Source organism: Streptomyces flavofungini (genome assembly GCF_014650815.1).
Lineage (GTDB): Bacteria > Actinomycetota > Actinomycetes > Streptomycetales > Streptomycetaceae > Streptomyces > Streptomyces flavofungini.
This window is the reverse complement of sequence record NZ_BMVR01000005.1, coordinates 162,729-176,620: the sequence shown is the minus strand read 5'-3', so window position 1 is coordinate 176,620 and position 13,892 is coordinate 162,729. Positions and strand designations below refer to the sequence as shown.

11 protein-coding genes are annotated in these 13,892 nt (G+C 74.0%); 6 read left to right on the top strand and 5 right to left on the bottom strand.

The window, feature by feature from the left end; genetic code table 11:
• Window positions 1-49 precede the first annotated feature (49 nt).
• Together IE274_RS14220 and IE274_RS14215 are read left to right on the top strand one after the other, a co-directional pair.
• Window positions 50-2,581 (top strand): helicase-associated domain-containing protein, encoded by a 2,532-nt coding sequence (locus IE274_RS14220; protein WP_190116080.1) that lies wholly within the window; start codon window positions 50-52, stop codon window positions 2,579-2,581.
• A gap of 183 nt (window positions 2,582-2,764) precedes the next feature.
• Window positions 2,765-3,070: a hypothetical protein gene (locus tag IE274_RS14215; RefSeq protein ID WP_190116079.1), complete on the top strand. Its 306-nt coding sequence runs from the start codon at window positions 2,765-2,767 to the stop codon at window positions 3,068-3,070.
• Window positions 3,071-3,128: 58 nt separating this feature from the next.
• Here IE274_RS14215 and IE274_RS14210 read toward each other — a convergent pair whose 3' ends face one another.
• Window positions 3,129-3,341 carry a hypothetical protein gene (locus tag IE274_RS14210; RefSeq protein ID WP_190116078.1) on the bottom strand — a complete coding sequence of 71 codons (213 nt, stop codon included), beginning with the start codon at window positions 3,339-3,341 and terminating at the stop codon, window positions 3,129-3,131.
• 162 nt (window positions 3,342-3,503) lie between these two features.
• On the opposite strand from IE274_RS14210, the gene IE274_RS14205 reads away from it, so the two are divergent.
• On the top strand, window positions 3,504-5,147 hold the full coding sequence (locus IE274_RS14205; RefSeq protein ID WP_190116077.1) for a DNA repair helicase XPB: 1,644 nt from the start codon (window positions 3,504-3,506) through the stop codon (window positions 5,145-5,147).
• 118 nt (window positions 5,148-5,265) lie between these two features.
• Here IE274_RS14205 and IE274_RS14200 read toward each other — a convergent pair whose 3' ends face one another.
• Entirely contained in the window at window positions 5,266-5,475 is a 210-nt protein-coding gene (locus IE274_RS14200) for a hypothetical protein (RefSeq protein WP_190116076.1), read from the bottom strand.
• A 408-nt stretch (window positions 5,476-5,883) separates the two neighbouring features.
• Between IE274_RS14200 and IE274_RS14195 the strand changes: the two genes are divergently transcribed.
• Window positions 5,884-7,944 carry a HelD family protein gene (locus IE274_RS14195; protein ID WP_229909537.1) on the top strand — a complete coding sequence of 687 codons (2,061 nt, stop codon included), beginning with the start codon at window positions 5,884-5,886 and terminating at the stop codon, window positions 7,942-7,944.
• A gap of 18 nt (window positions 7,945-7,962) precedes the next feature.
• On the opposite strand, the gene IE274_RS14190 is transcribed toward IE274_RS14195, so the two are convergent.
• The gene (locus IE274_RS14190) at window positions 7,963-8,655 is read right to left on the bottom strand and encodes a copper homeostasis protein CutC (protein WP_190116075.1); all 693 of its coding nucleotides are present in this window, start codon (window positions 8,653-8,655) and stop codon (window positions 7,963-7,965) included.
• A gap of 240 nt (window positions 8,656-8,895) precedes the next feature.
• Window positions 8,896-11,172 carry a heavy metal translocating P-type ATPase gene (locus tag IE274_RS14185; protein WP_190116074.1) on the bottom strand — a complete coding sequence of 759 codons (2,277 nt, stop codon included), beginning with the start codon at window positions 11,170-11,172 and terminating at the stop codon, window positions 8,896-8,898.
• Between the two features lie 157 nt (window positions 11,173-11,329).
• Between IE274_RS14185 and IE274_RS14180 the strand changes: the two genes are divergently transcribed.
• A complete protein-coding gene (locus IE274_RS14180; RefSeq protein ID WP_190116073.1) occupies window positions 11,330-12,301 on the top strand; it encodes a DUF8832 domain-containing protein in 972 nt (323 codons plus the stop codon).
• 27 nt (window positions 12,302-12,328) lie between these two features.
• Here the strand turns inward: IE274_RS14180 and IE274_RS14175 are convergent, their stop codons facing one another.
• Window positions 12,329-13,009: a maleylpyruvate isomerase family mycothiol-dependent enzyme gene (locus IE274_RS14175; protein ID WP_190116072.1), complete on the bottom strand. Its 681-nt coding sequence runs from the start codon at window positions 13,007-13,009 to the stop codon at window positions 12,329-12,331.
• A gap of 227 nt (window positions 13,010-13,236) precedes the next feature.
• Here IE274_RS14175 and IE274_RS14170 point away from each other — a divergent pair, with 227 nt between their 5' ends.
• A complete protein-coding gene (locus IE274_RS14170; RefSeq protein ID WP_190116071.1) occupies window positions 13,237-13,884 on the top strand; it encodes an HD domain-containing protein in 648 nt (215 codons plus the stop codon).
• Window positions 13,885-13,892: the final 8 nt, after the last annotated feature.

Sequence of the window (13,892 nt, the reverse complement as noted above, 5' to 3'; positions counted from 1 at the left end):
GTGCCGCCGCCCGGCCCGGCCCGCCGGGTGACCCGCTACCGTGGCGAGGATGAGCACCCCGGACGCCCCCCGTTCCCTGGCGGAAGCCCTCCGGGCGAGTGACGACGCGGCCATGGTCGCGTTGTTGCGGACCCGGCCGGACCTTCTGACGCCGGTCCCGAACGACCTCACGCAGCTCGCGACGCGCGCGGGCACGCGGGCGTCCGTCGTACGCGCCCTCGAACGGCTCGACCGGTTCACACAGCAGGTCGCGGAGGCCCTGGCGGTGGCGCGCGAACCGGCCACGTACGCGGAGGTGCTGGGGCTCCTCGCGGGCGACGACGGCGAGGGGGCGGACGCGGCCGAGGTGCGGGACGCCTTCGACCACGCCCTCGCCACGCTGCGCGGACAGGCCCTCGTCTGGGGCGGCGACGACCGGCTCCGCCTGGTCCGCACCGCCCGCGAACTCCTCGCGCCCACCCCGCAGCGGCCGTCCCCGACGGGCCTCGGGCCGACCGTCGCCGAGGCGATGGCGGGGATGTCGCCGGGGCGGGTGCAGAGCCTGGTCGCGGCGGCGGGGCTCGCCGCCACGCACGACGCGGTGTCGGCCGTGGAGGCGCTGACGGGGCTGTTCACCGACCGCAAGCGGATGGCGGCGCTCCTGGACGAGGCGCCCACGGAGTCCGTGGAGATCCTGTCCCGGCTCGTCTGGGGCCCGCCGTACGGCCAGGTCACCGCCGAACCGGCGGCACACCTGCGCTGGCTGATCGACCGGGGACTGCTCCTGCCGACCGCGCCGGGCACCGTCGTCCTGCCCCGCGAGGCCGCCCTGCACCTGCGCGGCGGGCGCGCCCACCGCGTGCTGGAGGCCGCCGCGCCGCCCGTGCGGGCCGCGCGCGAACACCGTCCACAGGTTGTGGACGCGACCGCGGCGGGCCAGGCGCACATGGCGCTCGCCACCGTCGAGGAACTCCTCAAGGACTGGGACGAGGGCGGGCCCGCGGTGCTGCGCGCGGGCGGCCTCAGCGTGCGCGACCTGAAGCGGACCGCGGTGGCCCTGGACGTGCCGGAGCCGCAGGCCGCGTTCTGGGTGGAACTCGCGTACGCCGCCGGGCTCCTCGCGGCCGACGGCGAGACCGACGAGCGGTACGCGGCGACACCGGCGTACGACACCTGGCAGGAGCTGCCCGCCGCCGAACGCTGGGCCCGCCTCGCCACCGCGTGGCTCACCGCGACCCGCACGGCGGGCCTCGTCGGCGGCCGCGACAGCAAGGACCGCACCCTCTCCGCCCTCGGCCCCGGCCTCGACCGCGCCGCCGCCCCCGAGATCCGCCACCGCGTCCTCCACCTCCTCGCCGACCTCCCCGAAGGCTCCGCCCCCGCCCCGGACTCCCTCAGCGCCCGCCTCCGCTGGGAACGACCGCCCGGCGCGGGCGCCTCCGACCTGCGGTCACGCCTGGCCGGGTGGACGCTGGACGAGGCGGAACTCCTCGGGGTGACGGGGCGGGGGGCTCTGTCGTCCCATGCCCGCGCCCTGCTGGCCGGGGGCCCTGAGCAGCTTCCGCCGCCGCTCCGTGGCGGCTCTCCCGTCCACCCGCCCGCGCACCCTGGACCGCAGGGCGGGCCTGGGGCCGATGGGGCCCGGCCCGGACCGCAGGGCGGGCCGGGGGCGGGCCAGGCGGAGGCCGCGCGCCTCCTCGCCCCCCTCCTCCCCGACCCCCTCGACCACGTCCTCCTCCAAGCCGACCTCACCGCCGTCGCGCCGGGCCCGCTGCAGCGCCCCCTCGCGGACGCGCTCACCGTGCTCGCCGACGTCGAGTCGAAGGGCGGGGCGACCGTGTACCGGTTCACGCCGGGGTCCGTGCGGCGTGCGCTCGACGCCGGGCAGACCGCGTCCGACCTGCACGCCTTCCTCGCCGCGCACTCCCGTACGCCCGTCCCGCAGCCCCTCACGTACCTGATCGACGACGTCGCACGGAAACACGGCCACCTGCGCATCGGCGCCGCCTCCGCGTACGTGCGCTGCGACGACGAGGGCGTACTCAACGAGATCCTCGCCGACAAGCGCGCCCAAGGGCTGCGCCTGCGCCGCCTCGCCCCGACCGTCCTCGCCACCCAGGCCGACCCGGCCGCGCTCCTCGACGGCCTGCGCTCCCTCGGCTTCGCCCCGTCCGCCGAGAGCGCGGAGGGCGACGTCCTCATCACTCGCGCGCACAGCCACCGCACCCCGCCGCGCACCGCCCCGGAGCCGGTCCCGGACGGCCCGCCCCTGCCGGACACCACCCTCATCGACGCCGCCGTACGCGCCATCCGCGCCGGCGACCTCGCCTCCACCACCCCCCGCAAGACCACCACCCCCACCACCGGCGAACTCCCCCGCACCACCCCCGCCGAGACCCTCGCCACCATGCAGGCCGCCGTCATGACCGGCGAAGCCCTCTGGATCGGCTACGTCAACGCCGAAGGCGCCGCCAGCCAACGCGTCATCGCCCCGGTCCGCGTCGAGGGCGGCTTCGTCACGGCCTACGACCACACGGCGGACGAGGTCCGCACCTATCCCTTGCACCGGGTCACGGGGGTGGCGGAACTGGCGGACGAGTGACGGGCCCTGACCCGCACACGTCCAGGGCCATCGAAAGAGTGAACGCGTCCCTGTTCGCCGGACACGCCGGAAGCACTCGGCCGTGGCCTTCAACAGCACGACCCGGAGGCCGCCGACTACTTCTACGAGTTCCCGGACATCAACCTGCGGGGCACCGCAGCCGGAGACAAATGGAGGGAAATCTTGAGCTTCGTGAGCTACTTCCCCGGACGCGGCACGGTCCGCGAGACGGCCTACCTCGAGGGCAAGGCCGAGGGGGAGGCCAAGGGGGAGGCCAAGGGCGAGGCCAAGGCTCGCGTCTCCATGATCTTGCGCGCCCTGGAGATGCGCGGCCTCCACGTCCCCGAGGGCACCCGAGAACGCATCACCTCCTGTACCGACCCGCACACGCTCAGCCTCTGGTTCGATCAGTCACTCACCGCCACATCCGTGGAGGACGTCCTCGCCGGGCCCCCGTCCCCCTCGACGGACACCTCCGGCGCGAGCTGAGCAGCACCCATCGGCAGGCGGCCCGGGACCATGTCAGGTCCCGGGCCGTCGTGCGCGGTCAGGACGACGCGTTGCCCGTGAGGAGCAGCACCAGGAACACCGCCACGCCGAGCGCTCCCAGGATCGGCTTCGCCAGGAGGACCGCGGCGGTCGTCACGGCCGCGGTCAGCGTCACCGTCAGCGCGAGGGTGCGCTGTGGGCTTCGGGGGGCCGGGGGCGCGTACCAGTGGGGGCGGCCGGTGTGGTGGGGCGGAGTGGGGCGGGGGTTCATGGGGCCAGCCAAGCCGCCGGGCGTGGTGTGCGGCACCGTACGGGTACTCATGCGTCCGCCCCCGCACCTGCGCGTTCGTACTCAGGCGCCCCGGCAGCCGGCCCCTGCCCGCGCGGCGATGCGGCACACTGGATGTTTGGCCTAGCGAAAGGGCACCCCCTGGTGAACGGACCGCTCATCGTCCAGTCGGACAAGACTCTCCTGCTTGAGGTCGACCACGACCGGGCCGACGCCTGCCGTCGTGCGATCGCGCCGTTCGCGGAGCTGGAGCGTGCGCCCGAGCACATCCACACGTACCGCGTCACGCCGCTCGGCCTGTGGAACGCGCGGGCCGCCGGGCACGACGCCGAGCAGGTCGTGGATGCCCTGGTCGAGTTCTCGCGGTATCCGGTGCCGCACGCCCTGCTGGTGGACGTGGCCGAGACCATGGCGCGGTACGGGCGCCTCACGCTGAGCAAGCACCCCGTGCACGGGCTCGTGCTGACCTCCACCGACCGGCCGGTGCTCGAAGAGATCCTGCGGTCCAAGAAGGTGCAGCCGCTCGTCGGCACCCGGATCGACCCCGACACCGTCGCCGTGCACCCCTCCGAGCGCGGCCAGATCAAGCAGACCCTCCTCAAGCTGGGCTGGCCCGCCGAGGACCTCGCCGGGTACGTCGACGGGGAGGCCCACAAGATCGACCTGTGCGAGGACGGGTGGGCCCTGCGGCCCTACCAGCGCCAGGCCGTCGAGGGCTTCTGGCACGGCGGGAGCGGTGTGGTCGTGCTGCCCTGCGGCGCCGGCAAGACGCTCGTCGGGGCCGGTGCCATGGCCGAGGCCAAGGCCACCACCCTCATCCTCGTCACGAACACCGTGTCCGCCCGGCAGTGGAAGCACGAGCTGGTCAAGCGGACCTCTCTGACCGAGGACGAGATCGGCGAGTACAGCGGGACGAAGAAGGAGATCCGGCCCGTCACCATCGCCACCTATCAGGTGCTGACCACTCGGCGTAAGGGTGTCTATCCGCACCTGGAGCTCTTCGACTCCCGGGACTGGGGGCTCATCCTCTACGACGAGGTGCATCTGCTGCCCGCACCCGTCTTCAAGTTCACCGCCGATCTGCAGGCCCGGCGACGCCTCGGGCTGACGGCGACCCTCGTGCGGGAGGACGGGCGGGAGTCCGATGTGTTCTCGCTCATCGGGCCCAAGCGGTTCGACGCTCCGTGGAAGGAGATCGAGGCCCAGGGGTACATCGCGCCCGCCGACTGCGTCGAGGTGCGGGTCAATCTCACCGACAGCGAGCGGCTCGCCTACGCCACCGCCGAGGCCGAGGAGAAGTACCGGTTCTGCGCCACCACCGCCACCAAGCGGAAGGTCACCGAGGCGTTGGTGCGCAAGCACCAGGGGCAGCAGACACTCGTCATCGGGCAGTACATCGACCAGCTCGACGAGCTCGGTGAGCATCTGGACGCGCCCGTCATCAAGGGCGAGACCACCAACGCCCAGCGCGAGAAGCTCTTCGACGCCTTCCGGCAGGGCGAGATCTCCGTGCTCGTCGTCTCGAAGGTCGCCAACTTCTCCATCGACCTGCCCGAGGCGACCGTCGCCATTCAGGTGTCCGGGACCTTCGGGTCCCGGCAGGAGGAGGCACAGCGGCTCGGACGGGTGCTGCGGCCCAAGGCGGACGGGCACGAGGCCCGCTTCTACTCCGTCGTCGCCCGGGACACCATCGACCAGGACTTCGCCGCGCATCGGCAGCGGTTCCTGGCGGAGCAGGGGTACGCGTATCGGATCCTGGACGCGGACGCGGTGCTGGCGGAGGAGTAGGGGCTCCGCTCCGGGGCCGGGTGTCCCGTTGCCGTGGGACGGTCCGCCGCCGATCGGCCTGCGGCCTCGTCCGCAAACGCCGGACGGGCTGATGCCCGTGTGCGGGTCGCAGCAGGGTTCAGCGGCGGCGGACGCCCGCCTCCTCCGCGTACTCCCCGAGCACGGCCACGCCGAACGCCGCGGAGACGAACACCTTCGCGGCGCGCAGGGTGGCGCCGAAGCGGTGCGGGGTGTGGGTGTCGGAGAGGGCCGTCGCGCCGGGGGCGGAGCGGGGGCCGGGGAGCTTCGGGGCGGACAGGGACGCGGGGGTGAACGTTGCGCTGCTCATGTCTCCATGGTCGGTTTCGCGGGCCGCGCGCACATCGGCCTGCGGGGGTAAACGTCGGCGTCCGCCGGTAGGACTCGGGGGTCATGGGCGGCCTCCGCCGGTAGGACCTGCGGGGGTCTGCCCGTACGCCTCGGGAGGGACCCGCGGGGACGACGGCCCTCAGGGTTTTCTCGGGGGTGCGTCAGGGTTTGCCGCCCCCGGCGCCTCCCGGGCCCTCGCCCGGGCCCAGCGCCCAGCGACCCGCACCACGCACCCCGCGGAAAAACCGTTTGGCCCGCCCCACCCCCGTAACTAAGCTTTCCCCTTCCCGCCTCCCGCCCAGCGGAGCGCCGCCGCCCGGCCGGAAACCGGCGGCCCCGAGCCACGCACCGAGCACCGCACATCCCGCACCCGCCGCCGGAGGCCCCCGTGAACGCCGCGCCCTCAGACCCCCTTGCCCGCGAACAGGCGCACCTCACCGCGTCCCGGGCCGCGCTGCGCGCCATGCGCGAGGACGCGGAGTCCCTGGACATCCGGGACGTGACGGCGAACTGGGTCAACGCCGAGGTCCTGCAGGGCCAGATCGACGAGCGCATCAAGGCCCTGGCCGACCTCTCGCACACGCCGTTGTTCTTCGGCCGGCTGGACTTCCTGCACGCGCCGGGGGCGGAGCAGGCGGAAGGCAGGGACGGGGAGCGGTTCTACATCGGGCGACGGCACGTGCACGACGCCGACGGCGACCCCATGGTCATCGACTGGCGCGCACCCGTCTCGCAGCCCTTCTACCGCGCCTCGAAGAAGGACCCGCTGGACGTCGGCCTCCGGCGGCGGTTCGGATACACCGGCGGTGACCTCACGGCGTACGAGGACGAGCATCTGACGGACACCACCGAGGCCGAGCAGGTCAGCAAGCTGCTCCAGCAGGAGATCGAGCGGCCGCGCGTCGGCCCGATGCGGGACATCGTCGCGACGATCCAGCCGGAGCAGGACGAGATCGTGCGCGGCGGGTTGAGCGGGTCCGTGTGCGTGCAGGGCGGGCCCGGGACCGGGAAGACCGCCGTCGGCCTGCACCGGGTCGCCTATCTCCTCTACGCCCACCGGGAGCGGCTCGCCCGCACCGGCACCCTCGTCATCGGGCCGAACAGCTCCTTCCTCCACTACATCGAGCAAGTACTGCCCGCCCTCGGCGAGTTGGAGGTGCGGCAGGCGACGGTCGCCGACCTCGTCGCGCACGTCGAGGTACGGGGCGCCGACGACCCGGAGGCCGCGCTGATCAAGGGCGACGCGCGGATGGCGGAGGTGCTGCGGCGGGCGCTGCGCTCGCACGTCACGCTGCCGCAGGAGGCGGTCGTGGTGGTGCGGGGGTCGCGGCGGTGGCGCGTACCGGCGTACGAACTCGAAGAGATCGTGGCCGAGTTGCTGGCGCGGGACATGCGGTACGGGGCCGCGCGCGAGGCCCTGCCGCAGCGCATCGCGCACGCCGTGCTCGTGCAGATGGAGCGGTCCGGGGAGGCGCCGGACGACCGCGTGCAGGACGCGGTCGCGCGCAACGCGGCCGTGAAGGCGGCCGTCAAGGCGGTGTGGCCGCAGGTGGATCCGGCGCGGCTCGTGCTGCGGCTGCTCGGCGACGCGGAGTTCCTGGCGGAGCACGCGGCGGGGGTGCTCTCGGAGGCGGAGCAGAAGGCGGTGCTGTGGGGGAAGGCGCCGCGCACGCCGAAGAGCGCCAAGTGGTCGGCGGCGGACGCGGTGTTGATCGACGAGGCGTCGGACCTGATCGCCCGTACGCACTCGCTCGGGCATGTCGTGCTCGACGAGGCGCAGGACCTGTCCCCCATGCAGTACCGGGCCGTCGGGCGGCGCTGCACCACCGGGTCCGTGACCGTCCTCGGCGACCTCGCGCAGGGCACCACGCCGTGGGCGACGCGGAGTTGGGACGAGGCGCTGTCCCATCTGGGGAAGTCCGAGGCGGTGGTGGAGGAGCTGACGGCCGGTTTCCGTGTGCCGCGCGAGGTGATCGCGTACGCGTCGCGGCTGCTCCCGGCGATCGCGCCGGGGCTCGCGGAGGTCAGCTCGGTGCGCCAGTCGCCCGGCTCGCTCTCCGTACGCCACGTCGACGACCCCGACGCCGCCGCCCTCGCCGCCTGCACCGAGTCCCTCCGCCACGAGGGGTCCATCGGCCTCATCGCGGCCGACGCCCGCATCCCCGCCCTCGCGGCGGCCCTCGCCGACGCCGGCGTCGGCTACCTCTCCCCCGGCGAGGAGACCACCCCCGACACCCGCCTCACCCTCGTCCCCGCGTCCCTGGCCAAGGGCCTCGAATACGACTACGTGGTCCTGGACGAGCCCACGGCGGTGGTCGCCGGTGAGCCCGACGAACGCACCGGCCTGCGGCGCTTGTACGTGGCGTTGACGCGGGCGGTGTCGGGGCTGACGGTGCTGCACTCGGCGCCGCTGCCGGGGGTGTTGGCGGGGGCGGGGGCCGGGGCCTAGGGCCGGTCCGGCCGAAGGTCAGGCGGTGTCCAGGGTGCGCCGCCACGCGGCGACCGCGTCGGAGGAGACCGGCGCGTCCCACCCGTGCGGCCGGGCCGCCCCGCCGATGTGGAACGCGTCGAGCCCGGCGGCGCGGAGCCCCGGCACATGGTCGAGGCGGAGTCCCCCGCCGACCAGGATGCGGGGCTCGTACCCGGGCTCCCCCGCGCGCGCGGCCTCGGCCCGCAGCGTCGGCAGCCCCGCGTCGACCCCGGCGGCGGCCCCCGCCGTGAGGTACGTGTCGAGCCCGGGCAGATCACCGAGCTGCTTGCGCAGGGCGTCCCGGTCGGCGGCCCGGTCGATGGCCCGGTGGAACGTCCACCGGCACCCGTCCAGGACCTCCACCACCGCGTCGACGGCCGCGACATCCGCCCCGCCCGCCTCGTCGAGGAACCCGAGCACGAACTCGTCGGCCCCCGCGTCCCGCAACTCCCGCGCCCGGCGCACCAGCACGTCCACGTCCCCGGCGGCGAACCCGTCGGCGAGCCGCAGCATGACGCGCAGCGCGATGTCGACGGAGGAACGGATCTCCTGGAAGGTCGCGACGGACGGCGTGAGCCCGTCGGCGGCCATGTCGGTGACCAGTTCGAGGCGGTCCGCACCTCCGGCCTGGGCGGCGACCGCGTCCTCGGCGTCGAGGGCGATCACCTCCAGGAGCGCGCTCTTGCTCATGGCTGTCTTCCTTCTGGAGTCGGGGCCGGCTGTGGGCTGACGTCGTGCGGAGCGCCGACTACAGAAACACAGGTCTAGTCCAATTACCAGGGTACGCGCAGATCACCCCGGCGCGAATCGAACCGCACCGGGGTGATCAGGCCACGTACCGAGTTGATCAGGCCATGCGCCGCCGCACAATGCCTTGGGGCGCCGCACCATGTCCTGCGCGCCGCGCAGTGCCCGATTCCCCCACCGGCGTCAGCTCAGCGGCTGAAACCCCCGCAGCCGCAGGCTGTTGCCGACCACGAAGACCGACGAGAAGGCCATGGCGGCCCCCGCGATCATCGGGTTGAGGAGGCCCGCCGCGGCCAGCGGCAGCGCGCCGACGTTGTACGCGAAGGCCCAGAACAGGTTGGACTTGATGGTGCCGAGCGTGCGGCGCGAGAGCCGGATGGCGTCGGCCGCGGCCCGCAGGTCGCCCCGGACGAGGGTGAGGTCGCCCGCCTCGATGGCCGCGTCCGTGCCGGTGCCCATCGCGAGCCCCAGGTCGGCCTGCGCGAGGGCCGCCGCGTCGTTGACGCCGTCGCCGACCATGGCGACCGAACGCCCCTCGCCCTGGAGCCGCTTGACCACGTCGACCTTGTCCTGCGGGAGGACCTCGGCGATGACGTGCTCCGGCGCGATGCCGACCTCGGCGGCGACGCTCCGCGCGACAGCGGTGTTGTCGCCGGTGAGGAGGATCGGCGTGAGGCCCAGGTCGCGCAGGCGGCGGATGGCCTCCGGGCTGGTCTCCTTGACGGCGTCGGCGACTTCGAGGACGGCCCGCGCCTCGCCGTCCCAGGCGACCGCGATGGCCGTACGCCCGGCCGTCTCGGCCTCGTCCTTGGCCCGCTTCAGCGCGGCGGGCAGCTCCATGGCCCACTCGGCCAGCAACTGCTCACGACCCACGAGCACCGCGTGCCCCTCGACGATCCCCTGCACCCCGAGCCCGGGGACGTTCGCGAAGTCCTCCGGCACCGGCAGCGCGCCGACCCGCTCGGCGGCGCCCGCCGCGACGGCCTGGGCGATCGGGTGCTCCGAGGCGTGCTCCAGCGCGCCCGCCAGCCGCAGTACGTCGTCCTCGGTCGTGCCGTCGGCCACGTGCGCGGCGAGCAGCGTCATCCGGCCCGTGGTGACCGTGCCGGTCTTGTCCAGGACGATCGTGTCGACGCGGCGGGTGGACTCCAGGACCTCCGGGCCCTTGATCAGGATGCCGAGCTGGGCGCCGCGCCCGGTGCCGACCATGAGCGCGGTCGGGGTGGCGAGGCCCAGGGCGCAGGGGCAGGCGATGATCAGTACGGCGACGGCGGCCGTGAACGCGGCGGTGAGCCCCGCGCCGTTGCCCAGCCAGAAGCCGAGCGTGGCGACGGCGAGCGCGATGACGACGGGCACGAAGACGCCCGAGATGCGGTCGGCGAGCCGCTGGGCGGCGGCCTTGCCGTTCTGCGCGTCCTCGACGAGGCGGGCCATGCGGGCCAGTTGGGTGTCGGCGCCGACACGGGTGGCCTCGACGACGAGGCGGCCGCCGACGTTCAGGGTGGCGCCGGTGACGGCGTCGCCGGGGGCGACCTCGACGGGCACGGACTCGCCGGTGAGCATGGCGGCGTCGACGGCGGACGAGCCCTCGACGACGCGCCCGTCGGTGGCGATCTTCTCGCCGGGCCGGACGAGGAAGTGGTCACCGGCCTTCAACTCACCGACCGGAACGGTCTCTTCCCGCCCGTCCCGCACCACGGTGACGTCCTTGGCGCCCAGTTCGAGCAGCGCCTTCAGGGCCGCGCCCGCCTTCCGCTTCGACCGGGCCTCGAAGTACCGCCCGGCGAGGATGAACGCGGTGACCCCGGCCGCCGCCTCCAGGTAGATGTTCGCGGCACCGTCGCTGCGCTCGATGGTCAGCTCGAAGGCGTGCGTCATGCCGGGCGTCCCGGCGGAGCCGAGGAACAGCGCCCACAGCGACCACAGGAACGCCGCGGACGTACCGACCGATATCAGCGTGTCCATGGTGGCCGCGCCGTGCCGGGCGTTGGTGACGGCTGCCTTGTGGAAGGGCCAGGCCGCGTACGTCACCACGGGCGCCGCGAGCGTCAGGGACAGCCACTGCCAGTACTCGAACTGCAGCGCCGGGACCATCGCCATCGCGATGACGGGCACGGAGAGCACCACGGCGGTGATCAGCCGCTCCCGCAGCGGCCGCAGCGCGTCGGCGTCGGCGTCCGCACCGGCGCCCTCGCCCCCTCCCCCGCCGGGCTCCGCGCTCGGCGGCGCGGGCTCCTGGGCGGTGTACCCCGTGGCCTCCACGGTGGCGATCAGGTCGGCCACGGCGACCTCGTCACCGGCGTACGTGACCTTGGCCTTCTCGGTGGCGTAGTTGACGGTCGCCTCCACCCCGTCCATGCGGTTGAGCTTCTTCTCGATGCGGGCCGCGCACGAGGCGCAGGTCATGCCGCCGATGGCGAGTTCCACCTGCGTGGACTGCGGGATCTGCGTGGTCGACATGTCAGCCGCTCTCCTCCTGCCCGGCATACCCGGGCCCGGTATCGCTTACGAGTCCATGTATACCCCTGGGGGGTATAGCCGCGCAAGCAGCGAAGGCAGGAAAAAGACATCGGGGCGACCGCTTGACTTCATACCCCCAGGGGGTATCGTCAGTGCCATGAGGACCGGACTGAGGATCACCGCGTACGCCGCGGCCGTAGCGGCCGCCTTCACCGCCGCGTACGGCGTCGGCACGAACGTCGACACCGTGAGCAAGCCCGCGGCACACAGCGAGAAGAGCGAAGGGGGGCACGGGAAGGAGGGCGGCGGCCACGACGAGCCACCCGGCGGGGAAGCGGGCGGGGCGGCGCCCGCCGGACTCCAGGTCTCCGCCGACGGGTACGCGCTCGACCTCAAGACCCCGCGGGCGAGGGCGGGCGAGCGCACCGACCTGCGCTTCACCGTCCTGAAGGAGTCCTCGGGGGCGCCCCTGAAGACGTACAAGAAGGAGCACGGCAAGGAGTTGCACCTGATCCTCGCCTCACGGGACCTGACGACCTACCGCCATCTGCACCCCGCGCGGGCCGCCGACGGCACCTGGTCGGTCCCGGCGACGCTGCCGAAGGCCGGGGACTACCGCGTGTTCGCGGACTTCACGCCGCGGGGCGCCGACGCGAAGGTCACCCTCGGCACGGACCTGGCCGTGACCGGCCCGTACGCACCCGGGAAGCTGCCGCCGGCGACCGCGACGGCGAAGGCGCCCGACGGCTACGAGGTGCGCCTGACCGGCGGGTTGACCCCCGGAAAGCCTCGCGAGGTGACCCTCCGCGTCACCCGCGACGGCAAGCCGGTCACGGACCTCCAGCCCTACCTCGGCGCCTACGGCCATCTCGTCGCCCTGCGCGCCGGCGACCTCGCCTACCTCCACGTCCACCCGAACGGCGAACCCGGCGACGGCACCACCGAGCCCGGCCCCGAAGTGTCCTTCACGGCGACGGCGCCGAGCGCGGGGGCGTACCGCCTGTTCCTGGACTTCCGGCACGAGGGCGTGGTGCGGACGGCGGCGTTCACGGTGCGGACGGGCGGAGCGGCGCAGCCTTCGGCGGGCGAGACGGAGTCACCCCACGAGGAGCAGCCGCACGGCCACTGACCGGCTCCCGCCCCCGCCTGCGCCCCCTCAACTGAAAATGCTCAACTCCGCCCGCGTCGCCCCCGCCAGCTCGAACTCCGAGCCGGCCAGGGGGCGGCCCGCGTACAGGCGGACCAGGGTCGGAGCGTCCCCGATGTACCGGGCGGGCGGGCGGCCGCCGTCCGTCACGCCGAGGAACAACGGCTCGTCCAGGCCGTCGACATCGGCGTGCAGGGGCAGGGCCGCGCGCTGCTTGCTGAACGCGGTCAGCAGCGGCAGCGCGTCGGCGAGGCCGGCACCGCCGTACGCGCCCGGCAGGCCCCATGCGTCCCGTACGTCGCCCGCGTGCACCCACTCGCCCAGCGCGACGCCGTCGAACAGGCCCTTCGACGCGGCGATGGCCGCGCCCGCGTTCGTCATGCCGTGCTCCAGCTCGTCCACGATGCGGGAGTGGGGCCAGTGGGCGCGTTCGGCGATGTCCCGGTCGTTGCCCTCCGCCGTGAAGACCCCCTTCTCGAAGCGGCTCTCGATCACCCGGCTCAGCGCGGCCGAGCAGTGCGCGAGCACGTCGCGGACCGTCCAGCCGGGACAGCAGGTGGGGGCCTTGAACGCCTCCTCGTCGGCGGCGCGCAGGAGGGGGATCAGCGCGTCCCGCTCGGTACGCAGGAGCCGACCCGGCCGGTCGGATTCGTACGCTTCGTCGGATGTGGTCACGTCGTCGTACGTCATGGCGGCCAGCCAAGCGGGCGCTGCCGCGAATGGCAACGTCTGGGAAGGTCTCGCCTCGGCCCGCGTGCGGGTGGGTGCCCCCGCGGGCGGGCCGGATCCACGCCGATCGGCGCTCCGCGCCTCGTCCTCGATCGCCGGACAGGCTCTCCCCACCCACCCGCGGCAAGGGGTGGGGTCGGGGTGCCTCCGGCGGGGGGGCGGTCGGCGGGGGCGGTTAGGGTCGGGGGATGGGTGCTGAGGGTGTCGAGGAGCTGCGGGCGCGGTGGCGGGACGCGCTGGTCGGGGCACGAGGGACGGGTGCGGGGCCGGACCCGGCCCCGTACGGGGAGAATCTGCTGGGCCGGTGGGCGGAGCCCCACCGGCGCTACCACACCACGGAACACCTCACCGCGGTCCTCACCCACATCGACACCCTCCACTCCCACGCGACATCCCCGCACCTGGTGCGCCTCGCCGCCTGGTTCCACGACGCGGTCTACGCCCCGGACCGCTCGGAGAACGAGGAACGCAGCGCCCGCCTGGCCGAGCGGGCCCTCCCGGAGGCGGGCCTCACGCCGGCGGCGACCGCCGAGGTGGCCCGCCTGGTCCGCCTCACGACCACGCACGACCCGGCGGAGGGCGACGCGAACGGCGAGGTCCTGTGCGACGCGGACCTCGCGATCCTCGCCGCGCCCCCGGACCTGTACGCGGCCTACGCGGCAGCCGTCCGCGAGGAGTACGCCTTCGTCCCCGACGAGGCGTTCCGCGAGGGCAGGGCGAACGTCCTGCGCCAACTCCTCGCCCTGCCCCGACTGTTCCGCACGGAGTACGGCGCCACCCACTGGGAGCCCCGGGCCAGGGAAAACCTCACGACGGAGCTCGACCTGCTCACGTAGCCTCGCGC